Source organism: Pseudoalteromonas sp. TB64 (assembly GCF_000498095.1).
In the GTDB taxonomy this organism is placed as follows: Bacteria; Pseudomonadota; Gammaproteobacteria; order Enterobacterales; family Alteromonadaceae; genus Pseudoalteromonas.
On the sequence record NZ_AUTQ01000140.1, the window covers coordinates 45,717 to 67,667 of the forward strand.

Consider the following 21,951-nt stretch of genomic DNA (forward strand, 5'->3'; position numbering starts at 1 on the left):
AGTCATTATTTTCTTTAATAGGATATGTGCTAACGATAAAATTTAAAGCGTAATACTATGAGAAAATCACAGGGTCAGGTAAAGTAACCCAATTGATTCTCCAATGAAACCGCTGCAACTCAATGGTCAAAATAAATTGGTGACATCTTACCGTTTACTATTGAGTAATCATGTATTTAACCTTATGAGTTAATATAAACATTTACTTTTAAGTTCAACAAATTATAGGTAGCATTATGAGAATACACACCATGATGAACTACCTATTGAGTAAAACTAAAACACAACGATAAAATAGTTTCCATTGAAATAATAATGAGAAAAAATAACAGTATGCTTCACGCTAAATAATTAACGAATCAAGGATAAGTGTGCAAAAACAAAGATACTATAACTTAGATGCATTCCGAGGAATCGCAGCACTTTTAGTTTTATTTTTTCATTCACCCTTTTATTACATAGATAAAACGACTTTTATAACTAACAGCGATGTTTTGGTAGATTTTTTTTTCATATTATCAGGATTCGTCATTACTCACGCCTATAAAGATAAAATTAAAACAGTAAACGCTTTCACTTTTATGCAAAATCGTTTTGCACGTATATATCCATTGCATATTTTTTTACTTGTAGTGTGGTTAGTATTTATTTTTTTAAAATATATACTTTTTATTCACTTCAACTTAGGTGACACTAGCCCATTTATAAATAATGATCTTTATTCATTTATTTTAAATTTTTTACTTCTAAATGCGCATGGGCTTGACGATCACCTGTCGTGGAACACGCCATCTTGGAGCATAGGATCAGAGTTTTATAGTTATTTACTATTTTTTTTAGTGGCAAAAAGTGTGAAAAAGCAACATCTGCTATATTGGGCAATTGTTCTTTTTTTGGTTGCTTATACTACAATCTATATTTTAAAACCTACAACACTATTAAGAACATTTGATTTAGGTTTTATTCGAGCTATTGGAGGATTCTTCCTTGGCGTTACCGTATATCACATAAGGGGAAAAAAAACGTTTAGTGATAACTCTAAGCGAGTAGTTACCACGATAGAACTAGCATTATTAATAGCGGTTTATAGCGCCATAACTCTATTAGCAACAAATAAGCTGGGGCAATTAGTTATATTTTTTATCTTCGCAATCACAGTTTATTACTTTTCTTTATCAAATGGTTCCGTTTCATATTTACTAAAAACTAAAGTAATGCAGTACCTAGGAAAGATTTCTTACTCTATTTACCTTACACATTTCCTCATAATTATTGTTGCTACAAATTTACGGCAGTACGTACTACCAACTCATTCATCAACGCCATTTGACACTCCAGCAGCACCATTTATAAATATAGGAATAGCAATACTGACATGTGTAATATCTAGTTTAACTTATCGCTTCATCGAACAACCCCTACAACAGAAATTAGGAGTCAAAAGAGTAATTAAATAATTCAATATCTTGTGCATAATAACGTGCCACAAATTGCTCTGTTTTATCACAATAGTAATCGCTATAGTGCTTAGATTTAGGTTGTAAAAAACGTTTAAAGCTCAAGCTCGTTTTATTTTTATGGGGAAGTAAAAGAGGTTCGTCAGCGATAAAATTACTGACCTTAGCAAAATCTTTCGTTAGTTTCTCAAAACGCCCTATAAAATCAACCATCAACTTTCCCTGCTTGTCACAAACAAATTCAGCTTGAGGAATTACATGGCGATATAAATCATCCCCAGTGTAATAATTGTCATCTTTTACAGTTGGAAATTGTTTTAATAAAAAGTCTTTAAATGAGCAACGATAGGCTCGATATTGATATTCAGATAAAATACGCTCCCACGGGTTACGTACAAAGCTGAACTTATATAGACCATCAAACTCATGCTGCGTAACATAACCAAGCTTAATATACTCACTCGCTGTTAAATGAGCTAAGCGAGGCGGACCTAATTTTAACTGTTTATTTTGCTTTAATAAAAAAGCATCTCGTTGATGCCAACTTAAACCCGCCCGCTTCAAAAATACACTTTCAACACTTTGCCCTGCTACTTTAGGGACATGGACAAACAAACAATTATCAAATTTAGAAATCATTGATATTCACCTTAAATACACGCTTATTTACATAATACGAACTTAGTAAATTTTTAGCAGATATACTTATAGCTGTTAATACCGCAGCAGCTACAGCACCATAAATAGGAATTGTTAACCAAAGTAGTATTAAAAAAAGTATAGTAATGACTAAATTTTGATATTTATGCAAGCGTTCATGACCTGTCATCAACAAAATAACAACCACAGACCCAGTGCTCAAATTAATCCATTGACCAATTGCGAGTATTTTAACGTACATTGCCGCAGCAACATACTCTTGCCCTAGCAATAACAAGACAGGCTCTATAAAAATAAATATTAAAAATAAGCCAACACTTGCAAGCAATGTTAAAACCCATCGTGTTTTATTTGCTAACTCTTTTATTTTATAAATGTTAGCCTGACTACTAAGCTTTGCATAACGAGGAGCACATACTGCATTAACGGCTAGTAATGGATAGCTGAGCAGCATGGCTATTTTAAGCGCAATAGACAAAAGACCTACTTCAGCTAAATCTGCATATTTAGCCACTAATACGCTAGCAAGCTGTTGCGTTACAATAGCTGATATAGAAATGATAAAAAACCGTTGATTAGCTCTAAACAAAGTAGTGATAGGTAATTTTTTTAAGCCATTAAACTTTGGTAAGCAGTAATAAAAAGATACGCAATACGTTATAAGTAACGTCAAAGCATAGCACCACAAAACAATATATATCACATCGACTGGATTGCCTGGCTTAAATATCAGTAAATTCAATAAAATTAAAGTATTACTCATTAAACCTGAAAAAATCAAACTCAAGCGCGCTTTAAGTAAAGCATTAAGTACAGCAACATTAACTGCCAATAAGCTATTTAAAAGTGCATTAACAGCTATAAAAGGCAACATTACCTCTAAACCAGTAATATTAAACCAACTTACCAGCGCTTCTAGAAAAAACACAAAAAATAAAATAATAACAAAATTACTTATTATTACAATAGCTATCCCAACGCCATACAGCCTAGATAAGTTTTCAGCGTTAAACTGTGGTCCAAAACGTAACATTACATTTTCTAAGCCTAACTTAGCAACGCCTCCCATTAATAGCCCTAAACTTAGTGTTAATGCCAGTAACCCAAATCCTTCAGCGCCAAGTAGACGTGCATATAAGCCATACACAGCTAAACTTAAAGCTGCAGTAAATAACTTAATAAAAAAGGCTCCCACTATAAAATTACTAAGCGTTTTAGCAGTCATTGATAAACTTATATTTAAATAACTGGTAATCAGGCAAATAAAGCTGCTTTACTTTTTCATAGTGTCTATTTTTTAAAATCGGTATCTTCTCTCCTAATAAAGAGCGATTAGTTTGAATTAGCTGGGTTGGTAGGTTATGTATTTCGGCAAAACTTGACCAATTTTTTTCCAGTGATTCAAAATATAAAATAGTATCAACATTCATTACACCTCGTTCATACACGTATAAATATTGAGGTTTAAATAATGGCTGTTCCATAATAAAGTGCATATCGAGTATGTTATCTATAAAGCTTAAAAAATCGGTACTATTATTTTTGATCAATTTAGCTAACACCAAATCTTCTACGGATTTATTCCCCCCATTACAACTGTACTGATAAGCTGAAAACAACCTATCTAATGGCTCACGAACAATAGCAAAGGTGTGATACCTACTATAAAAAAAATCATTTACTTGCTTGTAATAGCCTGATTCAACATGAAATCGCCCTTTACTATCACCCAGCATTTTCATAATACTCGAGCCCGCATTTTTAGGGATATGTATAAAGATACACTTATATTTATGCATATAAGGTTTATAAGGATAAACACAAAAAGGAAGGCGCTTTAAAAGTCTGTTAAATTTCATAATGTACGCTTAAGGTAAACTCTACTGTAACAACTCAAACAAACTACTATCATGGGTCAACAGCGCGTTTAATTGTTTATCGTTTTGTGTTTTATTTTTTTGCCATAGAGATACTTTTTGTGATCCCCCAACTTGTAAGTATTGTTCATAAGGTAAAGGCTGGTTTACTACCTTTGCTTTATAGCCATTTTTTAATGCCATAAATTTAAACCATATATCATCAGCCGTTGGGCATAAAGCCATAAATAAAGACTCGTTACACACAACATCATTAAAGCAACCGTCCGGATATAGTATACCTCCAATCCCCACAGGAAATATTAAACTTCCGGCGTCTAATCTAGACACGTCAAACGACCACTGTTGATATGGCTTAACACTATTATTGTGAACTAATATGGCGTGCGCTCGATGACAAACAACATCCTTGGGGCTTTTTTTATGCTCTTTGTATAAACGCTCTACATGGTTATAAGGGTAAATAACATCGTCATCAAATGTCATTATTGGCAAACCCAAATTTAACCTCAGGGTTGGTATTAACTTCTTATAAGATTTTATATCATCACAAAACCTAAATTCAATCCACTTTTTTAAATTATTTAAATCCTCCGTTAACGCCTCATCATGAGCTAGCCAAACAATTATTTTTTGTGGTCTCACGCTCTGGTTTAATAAACTAAGCAATGTAATATGTAGTGACGCTATACGTGTGCCATAGCTAGTTAGCGATACGATGCAGTTAATAATGGGGACTACCGAAGACTTAGTTAAATTAACTCGGTGTAACGCTGTAATATAGTGTTGTGCTATATCAAGCTGGCTTTCAGCTTGATTCGATATATAACGCTTAGTGTTTAGCGTCCTAAAAACATTTTGTATAAAACCTTTCATAAAACCAATAAACCAATAAACCAAATTCAAAAGAACACTAGGCAGTGTACTTTTAACAAATTAAAAAAGTACAATTCCGAAATGATTAGCATAGTTTTTAATATGCATTTTAGAAAAAGTAATTAAAGAACCTACCTGCTCAGAGGCCAGTACCGACATGTTTTTTTGCAGCTTAAATACACGTTCTAAGTTATTCCAATACTCTAAATTGAGTTGAAGTACTTGCCTCTCAATTGAATAGACCTCCTCAAGTAAAGTCTCATCGTTAAGAGTACTTTTCGAGAAAATACTTTTTACAACCGTAATCAAAATATTTCTTAATAAGTCTATACTATTTTGATCCGGGATTGATAAATTATCTAACTTAAAACCACTGTTTAATTCTATAACCTTAGGCAAATAGTTAGAAAAATGCTTCCCTTGCTCTGAAACCGTATTATTACCTTGCGGATTATTACCAGAGATCTCCACTTTTTGACCATTAATAAGTGATATTTCTATGGGGACACTAAATAAATTAGGTGCTGTTAAATCTACAAAACCGTAAACGAGTAAAGTAGTTAAGGGATCAAAATAGTTGTATTGAACATAAAGCTCAGCGTCTGACGACTGTCCAGCAGGTGAATTAATATTAACACCTGAACCTTCTGATTTATAAAATGTTGAATCAACTTTATGGTTAATAAAATCAATTACCGAAAGTAATCCATTTTCTGTTTGGGCAGCTATTTTTACACCTTGCTTTTTTAATTCTTCTTTTTTATAACAAAATATGCGAGAACCTATAAAGCTGCTAAGCAGTAAATCGTCAAAATCTCCATTTAACGCCAGCTTATAAAAGTTCATTATTTTATGATTATATTTCTTGCCATCTATTAACATACTTAGAAGATCTGGCTGTGTTAATAAATTGAAAAAAGGTGAGCTTTGTTTCCAATCAGCTAATTTATTAGTTTCATTATAAATTTCTACCATTAACGCCATGCTATTATTTGCACTAGGATTAGCTTGTTGTTTTTTTGGTTTGCATATCAAAGTTTCGTTTTTTATCGTCAAATTATAATCACATAGTAATGGAAGGCATTCGATTGGAATTTCAATCAGACGAGTATTTATACCAATATTTTCTCGTGTTTTTATTGATAAGCCAAAATCATTAGCCACTATTTTAATTGTTGGGCTAAAAAAGGCTCCTTGAAGCTCATTACTATGAATCAACTCTTCTATTAGCGTAATTAATCGGTCATTGGTGCCCTCAACAACGTACTTATTAAAAGTTACAGCCGTTTTATTTTCTTTTGCTATTGGCTCAACCTCAGCTACAACTGTTTTATACCAGGATTCGGCTTTAAAATATTGTGCATTCGCTATAAAAATAGCTTTCAACTCATTTTCATAGGTATGCTTACGCAAAACTTTAATTAATTGAAAAATATTTTTCTGATTAAAATGATTTAACTTAATTTCTATACTTTTCAATAGATTATTAATAATTACCGTTTTGCTCAATGCTAAAGCAGCATCAAGCTTTAATACCAAAGCTTTGTCTGCATATTGCGTAATACTAAGCAAAGGATCAACCATAGTAAGCGTGTCATTGGGTAGGTTTATTTGTAGAGAAATAATGCAATATTGTTCTCGAGCAAATGCATTTTTAGCACTTGAACATAAGCTAATAGATTGCCCATAACTTTCTAGCGCCAAACTATATTCTTTGAGCACCCCATGAATTGTTGCTAAATTATTTAAAAAAGCTACCTTCATGTCATTATTTAAGCTGTAATTTAATAATTTTTTATAAACAAGTGCACTTTGTTTAAATTGCTTTGAGTAAAAATAACATCTAGCTTCTAGTGTTAAAAAAATTAATGATTCGCCTTCTTTTTTTATTTGTTTTTTAATTAATAGTAATGCTTTTTTGTATTTTTTATTATTAACTAGGTTTTCTATTAATTCGAGGGTCATATAATTACCTTTACGCTAAACGTAAAAAAGCGAGCCAAGGCCCGCTTTTATAAAACTATCTAATATTAAATATTAGTTATTAGTTTTGTAAGAAGTAAGAGTCATACGTGATGAATCTGAACTTGTTACTTTAGCACCAGCAAATACGTGAACGTCACGTGAAGGTACGTTAGTTACAATTTCAATTGCAGCTTTAAAGTTACCGTTAGCTGTGTTGTAACCTTCAGCTTTAAGTGCATCTGTTACTGTAGTAAGTAAGTTACGTACACCTGGTTTAACGTCAGCCATAAAGCCACCTGGTAATGCTTTCCAAGTTACGTCTTCGCCTTCGATCATGTAACGCATAGTTACGTCGCCTACGCGAGTACCAGCATTTGTATGACGAATAACTGGTTGTGTATTAACACCAAACGGGATGTATGGTAATACTACAACAGAACCGTTAAGTTCCCATTGGCCAGCAGCAGATGTATCTAAAGCTTCCATGTTAGCAGTTTTGTTACCAATAGACTTGTCGCTTAACACGTCAACTTTAACGCTAAACGATTGTACTGGAATCAATACGTTTTCAAGTTTACCTTGGTCGAAACCAGCAACTGTGAACGTGATTGAAGGAGCAGTATCAACAGCACCAGCTACTTTAGTAGTGATTGTAAGTTGAGTTTTGTCAGCATTAAGTGCAAGTTTAGTTACTGAAGCAGAACCGTTATATGTAACCGCTTTTGCAAGTTCAGTTGTTGTTAAATCGCCATCTTCATTTAAGTCGATGTCGTCATCAAGCATCCAAGAGAAATCACCAGTGATTACAAAAGTAGCTACGTCAGGAACAAGCGCAAGACCAACTGGAGCTGTACTTACGTTGTTTTCTACTTTTAGGTTAAGAGTATCTGTAGAACCGAAAGCGAATTCTTGACGGTCTTTACCAACATCAATGCTTTCGTCAAACGCGTTTGTAACTTCAGCAGTGTACTGTGGTACTAATGTTACGATTGTTGCAGCAGATGCTTCGTCAAATTTAGTACCTGACGTGTTTGTAGCAAAAGAGTTAACATTAACAGAAGTAGATGAAGCTAGACCTGTAGAATCAAGGAATAAACCTTCAAGTTTTAATGCAGCGTTGCCTTTAACAAAATCAGTTTGGCTTGTTGCACCTTGTACAGTGAAACGAACTTGACTTTCAGTGATGTCTAGTACGTCAAATGTTACACCAGCACCAGATTGACCAAGAGCACCAACAGAGATAGTAGGCGCTGTAGTTAACGCAGTATCAAGCTTAGCACCAGAGATTTGGAACGTAAGTGTATCTTCGTCTTTGTAACCACCAATACCAGCAACAACTACTGGTTTGATTTCGATAGCTTTAACAGTTGAGTACTCAACGCCATCTTTAGCTACTGCAACACCCGTTTCAGCTGCAAGGTATACTGTACATGCGTCGGCTGCAGTGTACTGAACTAAGTTTTTAGCAAGTCCATCGTTACCAGTACCGAAAGTAGCAGTATCAATACCAGCGTTTGCTGGAGTGAAAGTAGCAACTTCAGTAGTAGCGCCTAGTTCTAGAGCTAGGTCTTCACAGTTATCATTAGCTGGATCAACACCATCAGAGAAAAAATCATCTGCGCCAAGGCCTGATTTACCAGCGCCTAACTGAGTTTTTAATAAAGTTTCAACATCTGCTTTTGCAGTAGCGTCAATTGCTGATGTTGTTTTAACTACAGCTGCGTTAGCAGTGATAGATACACCAGCGATTGCAAGTGCTAATAAAGTTTTTTTAAACATTGTTTCCATTCTCCAAGTTTCATGAAACCGAGGTGAGATAACCTTATCACCACCTCAAATTATTATTATACTTAGGCCGTCACCTAAGCAACAACCGAACAATTAAAGTGTATAGAGATTAACCCTTTAATGTCAATTTATTATTAACTGTTAATTTTAGGTCAACTAAAATATTTAACAACAAAAAATAAAATAGGCCTATATGCTTATATAAGCCTAGTGATATTACTTAACTTTTTAAAACTTATCAAGCTTTGCGTTAAGTAAATAAAACATAAAAATAAAATCAATTTCATGTTTTGTTAACTTACCAATAAATTTACACTTTAAATACACCACACTAATATTACAGTAATATTACAGTAATATTAGTGTGAAAATAAAAGCCATTTGTTGCAGCTTTTTATGCAAGACAATATAATTTTCTTTTTATATACGTTATTTTTGTATTTTTAAATTTTCAAACATGTTTTCAAACTTGTCTTTTATGTCATCCCATTCAGATGAGCTCTCTATCACGCGTGGCGTTACCAATACAATTAACTCGGTTTTATCACCATCTCTGGTGTCCGCTTTAAACAAGTTACCTATAATAGGTAAGCTCGAGAAAAATGGCACAGATGACGCTTGTGCCGTGCGATTTTCACTAATTAAGCCACCTAAAATAATTGTTTGCCCATTTTGTGCCACAACCTCGGTATCAATAGTACGTTCAAATACACTAGGGTTACCCGAAAGTGTTGAGCCGTTTCTTACTTCATTTGATATTTTTTGTTTAATTTCCATTAATACAACACCTTGTGCATTAACTGTTGGTGTTACACCTAATTCGACACCTGTTTTACGATACTCTACATTTGTAGTTTGACGCCCGGATACATCAAGTGGATCAATCGTTGTTGAGCTAATAATAGGTATATCGGTACCCACTGTTATTGTGGCATTTACACCATCACGTACAACTAAAGAAGGTCTTGATAAAATATTTACCAATGAATTACTTTCAAACAAACTAATTGCTAAGTTGCCTTTGGGTCCATTTAAAAAGTACGATAACCCGCCAAAGCCACCATCCATAAACGCACCAGTCGTCGAGGTTCTATAACTACCATCGCTAAAACTAAACTCAACACCGCGTTTAAACTCATCAGTAAGTGATACCTCTGCAATTACAACCTCTAACATTACTTGTTTAGGCAAAACATCTAACCGCTTAACGAGTGGTAATAACTGCTGGTACTTTTCGCTTGTTGTATAAAATATAACTGCATTAGAGCGTTCATCAATTACCATTTTAAGGTCTTCGGAACTAGCACTTAGAGTACCTCGACGAGATGATGAATCTTCATTTTCAGCGGCTGCAGATGTCGAGTTCCCTAAACGAGAAGTTCCGCCCCCTATTAATGACTCTAAACTTTCACCCATATCAATAGCACGAGAATATTGTGGCTGATAAATAAAGTATTGCTTTTCAGCACTATCAATTGGCTTATCTATTTGTTTCGCCCAGTACACAGCACGCTCAATTAGAGCGTCACTACTTGCAAAAAAAACTAATTTTCCTTGTTTTTCAATATTAACAGCCGATATTGCATTTGATGTATCAAGACCCTTACCAAACTTTATACCTTCTTGCTTTAAAAGCTCAGTTAGCTTGTCTAATAAGTCTTTACCATTAACATAAGTAGATTCATAAACACCAATACGGCGATTAACAAATGCTGGTCTATCAAGCAATTGAATTAGCTCTAATGCTTTAATTACTTCATTTCGCTTACCAAATACATTAATACTATTTCTGTCTGTATCCGTCGTTGATTTAACACCTATCATTTGCCTCAAGGTATTACTCATAGATAACTGTAAACCAAACTCATAAGGGATCATTTGTACTATTTCACCCGATGTTTCTGGTATATCTGATAATTGATTACCATAACCGTACGTAACGTCTTTTTGACCTTCGTTGGTATCTTTCTTATGTATATAAAAAATATTATCGTTAAAGCGAACGGTATAACCACGCTCATCAAGCAACTTTTCTGTAAGTATGAAAAGCTTACGTTCGGTTAATGATTGTTGAATATTTAGGGTAACTGATTGTGTGTCATTTTTTATTTCATCTGAAAGTATATAGCTTACTTTCAATTGCTCACCAAGTACTTGGTGCAAATAATCACTTAGACCTAATCCATCTGAAGCTATTTTTAACTCTCGAGTATCGCTAAACTGATCAATAACATCATCAGTAACCTGAGCTCGTTGTTGCTGCACTTGAAAAGCTTTGACGTAATTAAAACGACCGGCTTGACTTTCTGATTGTTCTTTTTTTGCACTCTCAATTAATTCAGCATTTTCAACGGTAACATTTTTATCATTATCAAGAAGATATGAACCGGCAGGCTTAAACACGGTATCTTGTTCTTCAGGTGTGCTTGTACAAGCAACTAAAAATAAGCTTGTGATTATGCATAAACTGGGAAAATGAGCATTATTCATAATAGACCTTTATTGACTTTCAATTGTTGGTTCAACGTTCTTAAACATGGATAAAATAATTTCTTGCGTTTGCAGATTTTGATTTGCCACAAGCTGAACCTGTGTATTATTTAAAATTTGAAGATCAAAGCCAAATACTTGTGTTTCATCATCAAATCGCTGCAACTTTGTCTCATTACTTGTTGTATTTAAAACTTCAATTAATGCCACTTTTTTTTGCGAATTATTTGGCTGTATAATTGCTTTAAGTGTTAGCCTATTGTCATTTATGAATACTTCCGTTAATAAACCTGACTGACGTAACTGCTCATCTTTGGTTAACCCTATTGATATTTTCTCTTCAACTTCCAAATTAGGTTTATAGTCTTCAAACAACGAAAAAATATTTGCTATTTGCTCCTCTTTTAAAGTAAGGCGAAGTGTTCCATTTTCAATATCAGAAATAGCATGAATTGCAGCATTAGGTACTGGTTTCAAAAGTCTCACCGAGGCATCGTGTATTGACCATGTCGTAGCTATAACTAAACTAATAATTACCATAGGGTGTTTTAGCTGCATAAATAATTTGTTTTTATTCAGCATTGGTTTCATCCTTTAATTGCATATAGTAATCTCTTCTGATGAATACCGAAATAATACCAAGCTTCCCTGCCTTCTGACCTCTAAACGAAAAGCTCATTTGTGGTGTATCTACTAGATGTTTTTCCGCTTTTAACTCTATTAAATAATTTAATACTTGATACCCGTCACCTTCAAAAGCATATTCAATACTATACTTTAAGATACTTGCACCTTCATTCGGGAAACTCTCTTTCCAACCAATACGCTTACTAGTTAGCTCATATTTCGTAAGTTGAGATTCTATTTTTTGCTGCTCTTCCCGTTTAAATTCGGCTTCGCTTGCCCATTTATAAAATAACGGCGTAATATCACTTAAAAGTATATTGAGCTCTGTCAATTGCTTAGTAATTGCACTGTCGTTTTTTAGTAAAGCTAGTGTTTTATTTAGCTTTCTGTGTTCGAGTTGCTGCTCTGCAATTAAGGTATCTTGCCAATCCATAATAGGAATAAGTATAAACTTTAACAAAACCAATAAACCAACAAAACATAAAGCTAATGTATGCTTTTTTAAATCAGCCATTATTTTTAAGCTCCTCAGTTTTTTCTTTTTCGGCTTCTTTTGTTATTCTTTTTAACTCTGGGATAGTTAGTTCATTTTTTAATACAAAACTAATTGTAAAACGCTCTCTTGCACGGCTTTTAATTACAGGAAAATCAAATTTTGCGTCTTGTATGTTAGGCTCTTTAGCAATAATCTCTAGCATATCTGAAGCCTTATCTATTTCACCTCTAATTATAAATCGCCCATTTTCGTAAACAATACTTGTTAATCTAACCTGATCAAAAACAGGCACTAAAGATACAAGTAGACCGCTGTAATCCATTTGATTTTTTAATATATCTATATATGTTAAATATTGTTGCTCTTTCTGCTCTGTTTCCACTTGAACAGAAAGTAAATCGCCTACCTGCGTCTTTATACTTTCGTTTTGATAGTCTAAGTAATATGTTTGACCTGTTAAAAACAAAGAAGCTACCAAAAGATAAGTACTTATAAATACCATGCCAGGCAATAGGAGCTTAATAATTAACTGGCTCCAATTTGTATTTACCCCCATAAAAGCAAATGCTGTAACTTCTTTTAATGTGAGGCGCTTAAAGCCTTCTTCTATTCTTTTTAATTTATCTTCTTGTGATAAAGTAATTACATCATTTACTTGCATACCAATTGACATAGCAAAACGTTTTTCAGTATTAATTACGCCTTTTAATTGTCCGCTATAGGTTACAGAACCCACTTTTGCATAAATAGAATCAATATTATTATTTTTGGTAATAAGTATCTCTGTATTTGTACACCCTTTCGTTAACAAAATTGATTCGGGAAAAATAAATAAAGGATTGTGTTCAAACTGTGGGAATTGCCATTTATTAATAATACTTTTATCTGATTGGATTTCACACACTAATGCAGCTTGATTAGCCTGAGACTGTAATTTTAATAATTTACGTAGCTCTTTACTATCAACAACAGGTAATGATGAGTTTTGTTCCGAATAAACATTACTCGCAACAACAAGTATTTTAGGTTTTTTACCGCCCTCAATCGGCTTTAGAGTAAGCTTGCCGTCAATATAAATAAACTTATAAAAACTTCCATTGTAATAACCAACTTTACACCAAAAAGAGTGTAATAAACGGCGTATTTGCTGTTTTAACGAGTGGACTTTTAAAAACATAATTATTAATTGCGCTCTAACAATAAATCATAAGGTAGGATTGGGTCTTTTGCATAAGGAGAGAGTTTAACAATAAATTCCTTACTTAATGATATATCTTGATAGTCAATATATATTCTAATTGCAAGCCTGTTTGAAGGAATAAATCTAAATCCTTCGACTGTACCAATACCCGTGAATTCTTTAAATTTAGAAACAGTAAGTTTACCTTGGCTTCTTAATTGAGTAACGTAGTCGGCCTTTCCAGGGGAAGTAACTGAAGCTAAAAACTCTTTACTCGCAGACATTACATTTAAATCACCACGGGAAAAAATACTTAAATTATTATAAAGTAACTTTTGCTCCTCACTTGTTAAAGGGAGTGCTTTTTCAATCTCAGTAATATCTGTAATTTGCCCATTACGTATATCGTTTAATAAGAAACTGTCTCTGCCAAAATCCCGTGGGATATTATCAGCATCAAGCCAATCTAACAAGGTATCAATAATTTGCTTAGCTCTCTTTGGAGATACTCCATTTGTAGTTAAAAGTTCCTCCATTTGTCGGCTTTGCATGCCATTAACATTAATTAAGCCAGCTTGATCTTGTATTTTAACCGACGTATATTTAGACATATAAAACAATTGATTATGAAAATTCCACTGTTTCTTAATTTCTTTCTTGTTACTTCCTTCATTTTCAATAATATCCGATTCTGTCGGGTATTGTAGCGATTCAGTTAACAAAGTGTAGAGTAGTTTATTCTTTGCTGAATGCATTAAAACTTCAGCTTCAGCCTTTTGCTTTGCTAATGAGGCTATATGTATATGTCTTTGTGCCCCTTGATTTAAAAAAAGTGCAAATACGGTTAATAATGCAGTAATTAGCAGGACTTGAATTAACGCTATTCCTTTTTTTTTATTCATTCTGCACTTCCAAGGTAAGGTGTAATATGTTGAAGTGCATTTCTTTCTGTGGTTGCTTCAATTGACATTATTTTAGAATTTATTTTTAATTTAGCAATTACGTTTATTGGTAGTAACTGCCTATCTAACCCTGAAAAAACAGGGCTTATTTTCGGTGTTTCATGGTTATCTTTTTGCAAGGGCATTAAATCTAAATTTGTCCAACCAATGTAAGAAAAACTAAGCGTATCTATATTTTCAAGTAATAAATAACTATGTTGAAATTCTATTTCTTGATTTGCTGTAAAAACTGAAAACTCTTTTGTACTAACCGACTGATATATAAGATCAAACTTACCATTGTCATTTGGCTGCAAGGTTAATCTAAATATTTCTGGGTATTTGTCTGAAAATAAGCCCTGCTGTGTAACTGATAGCAACTTACTTTCGGAACCAATAAAAAGAAAGCCTGGTTTACTTACTTGTTGTTGATCATTAATTACAATATAAGGGTGAATCCCATTTAAAATTCGAGATAGTAGATCAATCCCTTTTGCTTGCTCTAGAGTTTGATTAAAGGTACCAACTTCCTTTTGCCACCGGCTAGCAAGTATTTGATAACTATATGTGCCAGTAAATATTAATGCACTTAAAATGGACATTGTAATCAAAAGCTCTATTAACGTAAAACCTGTGTGTTTTTTATTCATCCCACGTTAACTCATAAAAATTGTATTCTTGGATTGTTGTTTTAAATTTAAATTGAACATCAACACTCCATAAATTATATTTTTTATCAATCACGGTAAGGTTACCTGAGTCTGGATCGAAATATTCTGGAGGAACTTTAGCTTCTACAAGCAAAGCTTGCCATTTCGCATCTACCTCCAAGAGGCTGACACTACCACTTTCTTCCGTCGAAGACTCATTTTGTTTATTTCTTAATTTTTTTTGTATTATCTTTATACTTTCAGGAACGACTGCAGAAATATAGATTTGGTTTTCAGACTTTTCTGACGCAATTATTACCCCTTTATATATAACACCAACAATTGCAACAGAGGAAAATAAAATAATACTGGCCACTAAAACTTCAATTAAAGTAAAACCGGCTTGTTTTTTTGCTTTGGCATATAACATTAATAATCAACTATGGTTTCATCAAATTTATAAGGTTTATTGATTAATTGCTCTAACTCTATATCTAATGACTCATCTCTATATTTTACTTTTATACTTGATGTATCTACAAACCCTGTTTTTTGAAATTTCATCTCTTGTGGTTGAAAAAAAACATACTTAAACGTTTTGCTATAAAGTACTAATGGTGTTTCTAAAGTAGCTTTATAAACTTTAAACTCTTTACCTGATAATTTTACTGTTAACTGCTGCCCTGAAAAAAAAGCCCTTTGACTAACAGCAACTAATTCTCGCTTTAAGTTTAGTAGCTCAGCTTTAGCTTGTGCTTTGTCTAACTGTTGAATTGTCATAGGTCCTACTAAGCCTATAAGTAACGCTACAATAGCCATGACCACCATTAACTCTATTAATGTAAATCCACCTTTAAATTTTTGCATTTACAAACCAACATCATTCATTGAAACCATACTTAAAAGCATGACAACAACTACACCACCTACAATTCCTCCCATAATCAAAATCATTAAAGGCTCTAGCAATGTCGTCATTTTATGTGTCCAGCTTTCAAAATCACTTCTTGAACGATTAGCGATCTCATCAAATACACGCTCTAAATTTCCTGATTCCTCACCAACTTCAAGCAAAGAAACAAAAAATGCAGGATATAAGGATGTTTGCTGTAACGCAGGCGATAAGGAACTCCCTCGCTTTACTTTTTGTTTAGCTATTTCAATCTCTCTTCTAAGATGAGAATTTCGAATATTACCAGCAGAAAGACCTAGTGCTTTATCAATCGGAATTCCAGACTTTAGCATCATCGTTAAACCACTATTAAAGCGTATTCTTTCAATCGTGATTATTGCTTTGGCAACAACAGGTAATTTTAATGATACGCCTTGCCACCAACTAAGTATTTTGGGTTGCTTTAAACCATAATTACACCCAAACATAAATGCAATTAATCCAACAAATAGAAGTGTTTGATATTGAATCATCCACTCACTTGTACTCAACATAAATGATGTATACCAAGGCAAATTATCAGCACCAACAAACATACTTGACATTTTTGGGATAATAAAATTAAAAATAAATACAATGCTTAAAATACACACAGCAAAAATAACACAAGGATAAGTAAGCGAACCTATTATTTTACTCCGTAAATCACGTTTAAATTTTAGATCTTTTGCTAAATCTGCAAATACCTCACTTAAATTTCCCGACGCTTCACCAAGCTCTATTAAGTTGCAATACAAATCATCAAAAACGTCTGGATAATCCCTACAAGCTGTTGATAAATTGTTACCTTTTTTTATTTTTTTATTTAACTCATCTAGCAGTTTAGCTAATACTGGCTTAGCTTTCGTCCGTTTTATTATATCTATACCTTTATCTATCCGAACTCCTGACTCTAACAACAAACTTAGTTCTGCAGTTAAAAATTCTAAATCAGCTAAAGTTATCTTGTTTCCTTTAAAAAAAGTAATTCCTTCAGCGCTTACTTCCTTTATCTGTGATGGAAATAGCCCAAGCCCTTCAATAGCAATTAAAGCCGACTGTTTACTGTCAGCCTCAATTTGCCCATCGCTTCTTGCACCCGAATTATCATAAGCTTTATATTCAAATAGCATGGCTACCCTGCAACTCTTAATACTTCAGCAATTGTGGTCTGACCCAGAACAGCTTTATAAAGTCCATCTTCTAGAAGTGTTCTACGTTTTTTAGAATGGTTATGCTCTTTGGCTTTATTTATAAAATCAGCATTTTTAGGTAGTGCTTTAATAGTATCGTCACATGCTAAATATTCAGTAACAGCCATACGACCTTTGTAGCCTGTATTAGAACAGTGCTCACAGCCTTTTCCCTTACGTAGATCAATATCTTTTAAATTAAAACGTTTTATAAAGTCATCTAACTTATATTTTTCAATTAATTCCGCTGCATTTTCATCTAATTCAGAACAATGAGCACATATTTTACGCGCTAATCGCTGAGCAACAATTGATACAAGGGCCGCATTTAGCAGAAACTCTTCAACACCCAAGTCGAGCAAGCGCGTATATGCACTTGCAGCATCATTTGTATGCACTGTACTAAATACTAAATGCCCGGTTAAAGCAGACTGTAAAGCTATTTGAGCTGTTTCTTTATCACGTATTTCACCGAGCATAATAATATCAGGATCTTGACGAACAATAGACCGCAAGCCTGTAGAAAAATCAAAGCCTATATCGCTATTAACTTGTACTTGGTTTATCCCTGCTAATTGGTACTCAACAGGGTCTTCAAGCGTAATGATTTTTACATCGTCGTTGTTTAGTGCATTCAAAAATGTATACAGCGTTGTTGTTTTTCCTGAACCTGTTGGTCCGGTTAATAAAACCACACCTGACGTTGTTTTAATATCTTCTTTAATACATGCTTCTATATCGTCAGATAATCCGAGCACCGACATGTCATAACGTACATTGTCTTTTCGTAAAAAACGCATAACTACCGACTCCCCATCATTAAGGGGAAGTGCAGATACACGGATATCAACTTCTTGATTCGATATTTTTAGTTCTATTTTACCATCTTGTGGTCGGCGCTTTTCAGCAATATCCATACCAGATAATATTTTTAGTCGTGTCACAATAGGTAATTGCATTTTAGGTGCTAATCGCTCAACTTCATGCAGAACACCGTCAACTCTGTACCTAACGCGATAAGTTCCCTCATATGGCTCCAAATGCATATCGGATGCACCTTGCCTTAAGGCTTTACCAATCAAAGAATTTAATAAATTAACTGTGGGGGCTTCTGAAGCTAGTTCTCTGAGTTTTTCTTCTTCGTCTGATGAAACTAAATCGTCTGAATCAATTATATTTTTATCACTTAGCTTTGAAGCTAAGTTTTGAATATCTGTTTCTGTTGCTACAAATAAAGTCGCAGAAATATTCTTTTCTGCGAGCCAATTATTAACAGCTAAATTTAAAGGATAAAGGCATGCGAAATAGCTTTTTTCTTCATCTAAAAAAACCCAATTATTTTTTAATAAAAAGTCCTGCTCTTTGCTATCTAAAATAGGAAGCTCTTTATCTTGCCAGTCTAATAAATCAAATAATGGCAACTCTAAATATAAAGAAAGCAAATGCTGCACTTGATCATCAGGAAGGCTACCCATATTAACCAGTATTTGCTCAACCCTTCCACCAAACTTTTGCTGATAATTTAATGCTTTAGATATATCTTGTGAGCTAATATTAAACTTCTCTACAAGTAGCTGTTCGATACTCATCATTGATGAAATATATCCTCGTTATTATCTTCTCCACCTTCTTTACCATCTGCACCATAAGATAATAAAGTGTAAGGCTTACTTTTATCATTATTTAAGCTATATATATATGGGTTCCCCCAAGGATCTAAAGGAACATCTTTAGGTAAATATGGACCATCCCAGCGTGACTCATCTCCTGCACGTAGGTCACTTAGTTTAGATGGGTATTTACCTAGATCCAGTCTATACGTATCTATAGCTGTTTCAAAAGCTGACATTTGAGTCGCTGCAATGCCTCTTTCTGCCGTACTTAATTTACCGAAAAATTTTGGAGCAACTAAAGAAGCTAGTAAACCTAAGATTACAATAACTATTAGTAATTCCATCATTGTGAAACCATTTTGATTTTTCATTCTATATCAACCTTAAATTATAAAGAACCAACAGCAGCGACAGCTACTCCCATTTGGTAAAGTATTTGTGTTGCAGTGCTCCATAAAGTTAAATTATCTACATGCTCTGTATCAAGCGGAACAACTATAGTATCTCCAGGCTCTAATAGTTCAGAACGATTAACTGCGAACCAAGAGCTATTACTTGGAATTTTGACCAAACCACTTGCTTTAATAATATAAACACGCTCTTCATCAGCTCGCTGTTTAAAGCCACCGCTTCGCCCAATATAATCTTCAAGTGATAATGATGAGTCAAATAAATGAGAACTTGAAAAGTTAACTTCTCCAACGACGTTTATACTATTTTGCTTACTCGGTATATAAAGTGTGTCGCTATCTTCAAGAGGAATATCTAGTTTTCCATTAACAATAGCTGGTAAATTAATTACTAAACGACCTACCGCTTTAACTTTTGCTAAATCATTAATTAAGCTATTCATATCATCATAACTTAATGATGAATCAGTAATTGAGCTATTAAAACTTTTTGATGTAACATCACGTCGCAAGTCTTCTGATAACTTATTTAGTTGCTGCTGTTGTTGAAAACGAAGAGTCTCACGTGTAAAAACAGCCCCTTCTGGGTAAGAAAATGAAGTAAATCCTCCAGCTCTTTTTATAACATCTCGTAAGCTTTCACCTTTGCGAATATCGTAATCACCAGGGAATTTAACCTCACCATATAAGCTAACCTTTAGCCCTTTTTGCCAATTAGGTATTGGATATACATTAATAGAGTCTTTACTATTGACTAGAAACCTTTCATTTTTTGGATCAGTGACGGCATTTTCTAAATTAATATTAACATGCTCTAACATTGCCTCGCTTGTAGATGAAAAACGAGTTATTTCAGCACTATCAAGATAAGCCGATTCTTTTAAACCACCGGCTGATGCAATCGCTTTATCCACATTAGCGTTGACTGGACGAGGGTAAATCCCTTCGTGATATACCTCTCCTCGAATTGCATAAATTTGAACTTTACTTTTGTAACCTGACTGCTGATTTAACTTAGCTAAAATAGGCTTAAGTAGACGTTCTCTACTAAAATACGAGTATTCATCATCTTCTAACTCTACTTTTTTATTCAAGATTTCTGTGATCGCAGTTACTTTTTTCTTCTCTTCTTCTTCTTGCTCTTTTGTAACTTGCTCTGCAAGTTCTTTATCTAGCGAGTCACCTAGATCAATAAAGTCATAGAATTGTTTTTCTTCGTATTCACTCCATAAGGTTATTCTTTCTCGAAGCTTAATTTGTTCTTCGGTTAAGGCGAGTGAATTTAATGCAATTTCTTCTTCTTCTTTAGATTGAAAACGACTGAAAATAATTATTTGGTCACGAGCTTGAAGCTTTAAATCTTCCTCATTATCATGAGAAATTGCCTTTATTGGAGAAAATTGACGTATTTCAATATCACCTTTAGCATTAGTCTCTCTAACTATAAGAGCGTACTCATAATCGGCGATTGGCAACAGATCACTTTTTATAGAAGAAAATAGATGGCTTACTTTATCTCCTTCTTTCCACGCATAATTCCCTGGGTAAGTAACTGCACCAAGTAAAGTAACCGCCTCATTTAGCTCTTCACTAGAAGAAGGTATTTTAATTTTATCGCCATTTTTTGAAATATAGCTTGAATTAGGGCTTGTTAAATCAATTTGTAAAATTGTTTTAAAACTGTTTCCAGTATAACGCTCAACGACCGTTTTTTGTGGATATGCAGCACCTTTAAATCCACCGGCCATAGAGATTAGATCTTTTGCTGATTCATTATTTTTTAATTCAAAAATAGCAGGACGACGCACTTCGCCATCAACAGTAACTTGCTTGCCTACTGTTGGTATAAACACAACATCACCAGGCTTTAAAATGACATCGCTAGAACTATCACCTTTTATGAGCAAGTCGTATAAATCAAGTGTTTGAATTGTTTTACCTGCACGTTTTAATTTAATATCTCGCAGTGAACCAATTTCAGAAATACCGCCACTGACAAATAATGCGTGTGAGATTGATGATAATGCAGGGATAGTATATGCACCTGGTAAATATGCTTCACCTAAAACCATGACTCTTATATTTCTGGTTTTTCCCATAGAAACAAATGATTGCACACCAATCATTTCCCTTTCTACTTTGGTATTAATAAGATCAACTACTTCACTGTATTGCATACCGGTAACAGTGACAGGCTGTAATTTATCAATAGCTAGTCGACCTTCTCTATCAACTTCAACTTCTTCATTTGAAGATTCTTTACCAAATAAGTTAATAGTAAATGTATCTCCGGGACCAACTATATATGTATTAGGTACTAACGCATTTTCTGAAGGAGTAAATGTTGTTGGTTCGCCTGAAAAAAGCTCATAACCAAATGGTTTTGGTTCATCTGATTTAGGTTTAAACTTTTCTTCATCTGTTTGAAATTCATCATCATTAATTTCATTTTCACCATTACGAGGTAAAACCGAAGGTATTAATGAGTTACTTTCATAATTTTTATCTTTAGATTGCTTTAAGGCACTTAAATCAATTCCGTACTTTTTTGCTAATGATTTTTGTTGAGACTCTGGCAGTTTTTTAAATTGCTCTAGCTGTTGCTCTGTAGGCTGGGCACCTTGCTCCGCACTCAATACTGAAAATGGGAGTAATGTACTGAAAAACAGCATCGCCGAAAAAATTTTAATTAACTTCACAAAGTTTCCTTCCAGTAATAATAAAGATAGCTGCGGCATATTACATTATTTTTTAGGTAAAAAAAATGGGTAAGCATAGCTTACCCATTTTATAGTTT

General features: G+C 33.7%; 19 protein-coding genes. 1 reads left to right on the plus strand and 18 read right to left on the minus strand.

The window, feature by feature from the left end; translation table 11 throughout:
- The first annotated feature begins 371 nt into the window (after positions 1-371).
- Positions 372-1,457 carry an acyltransferase gene (locus L647_RS0111150; protein WP_024611174.1) on the plus strand — a complete coding sequence of 362 codons (1,086 nt, stop codon included), beginning with the start codon at positions 372-374 and terminating at the stop codon, positions 1,455-1,457.
- On the opposite strand, the gene L647_RS0111155 is transcribed toward L647_RS0111150, so the two are convergent.
- The 18 genes from L647_RS0111155 to L647_RS0111240 all read right to left on the minus strand — a co-directional run bounded on the left by L647_RS0111155 (position 1,431) and on the right by L647_RS0111240 (position 21,853).
- Entirely contained in the window at positions 1,431-2,096 is a 666-nt protein-coding gene (locus L647_RS0111155) for a sulfotransferase family 2 domain-containing protein (protein WP_024611175.1), read from the minus strand. The two genes, L647_RS0111150 and L647_RS0111155, sit on opposite strands and share 27 nt — an antisense overlap.
- A complete protein-coding gene (locus tag L647_RS0111160; protein ID WP_024611176.1) occupies positions 2,086-3,342 on the minus strand; it encodes an oligosaccharide flippase family protein in 1,257 nt (418 codons plus the stop codon). The genes L647_RS0111155 and L647_RS0111160 overlap by 11 nt, the downstream gene beginning before the upstream one ends.
- Entirely contained in the window at positions 3,332-3,976 is a 645-nt protein-coding gene (locus L647_RS0111165; protein WP_024611177.1) for a sulfotransferase family 2 domain-containing protein, read from the minus strand. The genes L647_RS0111160 and L647_RS0111165 overlap by 11 nt, the downstream gene beginning before the upstream one ends.
- A gap of 21 nt (positions 3,977-3,997) precedes the next feature.
- The gene (locus L647_RS1000000125835) at positions 3,998-4,480 is read right to left on the minus strand and encodes a hypothetical protein (RefSeq protein WP_139015437.1); all 483 of its coding nucleotides are present in this window, start codon (positions 4,478-4,480) and stop codon (positions 3,998-4,000) included.
- A gap of 450 nt (positions 4,481-4,930) precedes the next feature.
- Complete coding sequence (locus L647_RS0111175) at positions 4,931-6,835, minus strand: hypothetical protein (protein ID WP_024611179.1); 1,905 nt, start codon at positions 6,833-6,835, stop codon at positions 4,931-4,933.
- Positions 6,836-6,907: 72 nt separating this feature from the next.
- Positions 6,908-8,614: a hypothetical protein gene (locus L647_RS0111180; protein WP_253948866.1), complete on the minus strand. Its 1,707-nt coding sequence runs from the start codon at positions 8,612-8,614 to the stop codon at positions 6,908-6,910.
- Between the two features lie 438 nt (positions 8,615-9,052).
- Positions 9,053-11,113 carry a secretin N-terminal domain-containing protein gene (locus tag L647_RS0111185; protein WP_024611181.1) on the minus strand — a complete coding sequence of 687 codons (2,061 nt, stop codon included), beginning with the start codon at positions 11,111-11,113 and terminating at the stop codon, positions 9,053-9,055.
- A gap of 9 nt (positions 11,114-11,122) precedes the next feature.
- Positions 11,123-11,695, minus strand: coding sequence for a hypothetical protein (locus L647_RS0111190; protein ID WP_024611182.1), 573 nt, complete (start codon positions 11,693-11,695; stop codon positions 11,123-11,125).
- Complete coding sequence (locus L647_RS0111195) at positions 11,685-12,254, minus strand: hypothetical protein (protein WP_024611183.1); 570 nt, start codon at positions 12,252-12,254, stop codon at positions 11,685-11,687. Before L647_RS0111195 ends, L647_RS0111190 begins: the two co-directional genes overlap by 11 nt.
- Positions 12,247-13,413 (minus strand): hypothetical protein, encoded by a 1,167-nt coding sequence (locus L647_RS0111200; RefSeq protein WP_024611184.1) that lies wholly within the window; start codon positions 13,411-13,413, stop codon positions 12,247-12,249. Before L647_RS0111200 ends, L647_RS0111195 begins: the two co-directional genes overlap by 8 nt.
- Positions 13,414-13,418: 5 nt before the next feature.
- Positions 13,419-14,318: a type II secretion system protein GspK gene (locus tag L647_RS0111205; RefSeq protein WP_024611185.1), complete on the minus strand. Its 900-nt coding sequence runs from the start codon at positions 14,316-14,318 to the stop codon at positions 13,419-13,421.
- Complete coding sequence (locus L647_RS0111210; RefSeq protein WP_024611186.1) at positions 14,315-15,007, minus strand: prepilin-type N-terminal cleavage/methylation domain-containing protein; 693 nt, start codon at positions 15,005-15,007, stop codon at positions 14,315-14,317. The genes L647_RS0111205 and L647_RS0111210 overlap by 4 nt, the downstream gene beginning before the upstream one ends.
- Positions 15,000-15,437, minus strand: a complete 438-nt coding sequence (locus tag L647_RS0111215; protein WP_024611187.1) for a prepilin-type N-terminal cleavage/methylation domain-containing protein — start codon at positions 15,435-15,437, stop codon at positions 15,000-15,002. The genes L647_RS0111210 and L647_RS0111215 overlap by 8 nt, the downstream gene beginning before the upstream one ends.
- The gene (locus tag L647_RS0111220; RefSeq protein ID WP_024611188.1) at positions 15,437-15,874 is read right to left on the minus strand and encodes a prepilin-type N-terminal cleavage/methylation domain-containing protein; all 438 of its coding nucleotides are present in this window, start codon (positions 15,872-15,874) and stop codon (positions 15,437-15,439) included. Before L647_RS0111220 ends, L647_RS0111215 begins: the two co-directional genes overlap by 1 nt.
- Positions 15,875-17,071: a type II secretion system F family protein gene (locus L647_RS0111225; RefSeq protein WP_024611189.1), complete on the minus strand. Its 1,197-nt coding sequence runs from the start codon at positions 17,069-17,071 to the stop codon at positions 15,875-15,877.
- A gap of 2 nt (positions 17,072-17,073) precedes the next feature.
- Positions 17,074-18,720 (minus strand): GspE/PulE family protein, encoded by a 1,647-nt coding sequence (locus tag L647_RS0111230; RefSeq protein ID WP_024611190.1) that lies wholly within the window; start codon positions 18,718-18,720, stop codon positions 17,074-17,076.
- Positions 18,720-19,115, minus strand: coding sequence for a type II secretion system major pseudopilin GspG (gene gspG, locus L647_RS0111235; protein WP_024611191.1), 396 nt, complete (start codon positions 19,113-19,115; stop codon positions 18,720-18,722). Before gspG ends, L647_RS0111230 begins: the two co-directional genes overlap by 1 nt.
- A gap of 17 nt (positions 19,116-19,132) precedes the next feature.
- Positions 19,133-21,853 (minus strand): SLBB domain-containing protein, encoded by a 2,721-nt coding sequence (locus L647_RS0111240; RefSeq protein WP_253948867.1) that lies wholly within the window; start codon positions 21,851-21,853, stop codon positions 19,133-19,135.
- Positions 21,854-21,951: the final 98 nt, after the last annotated feature.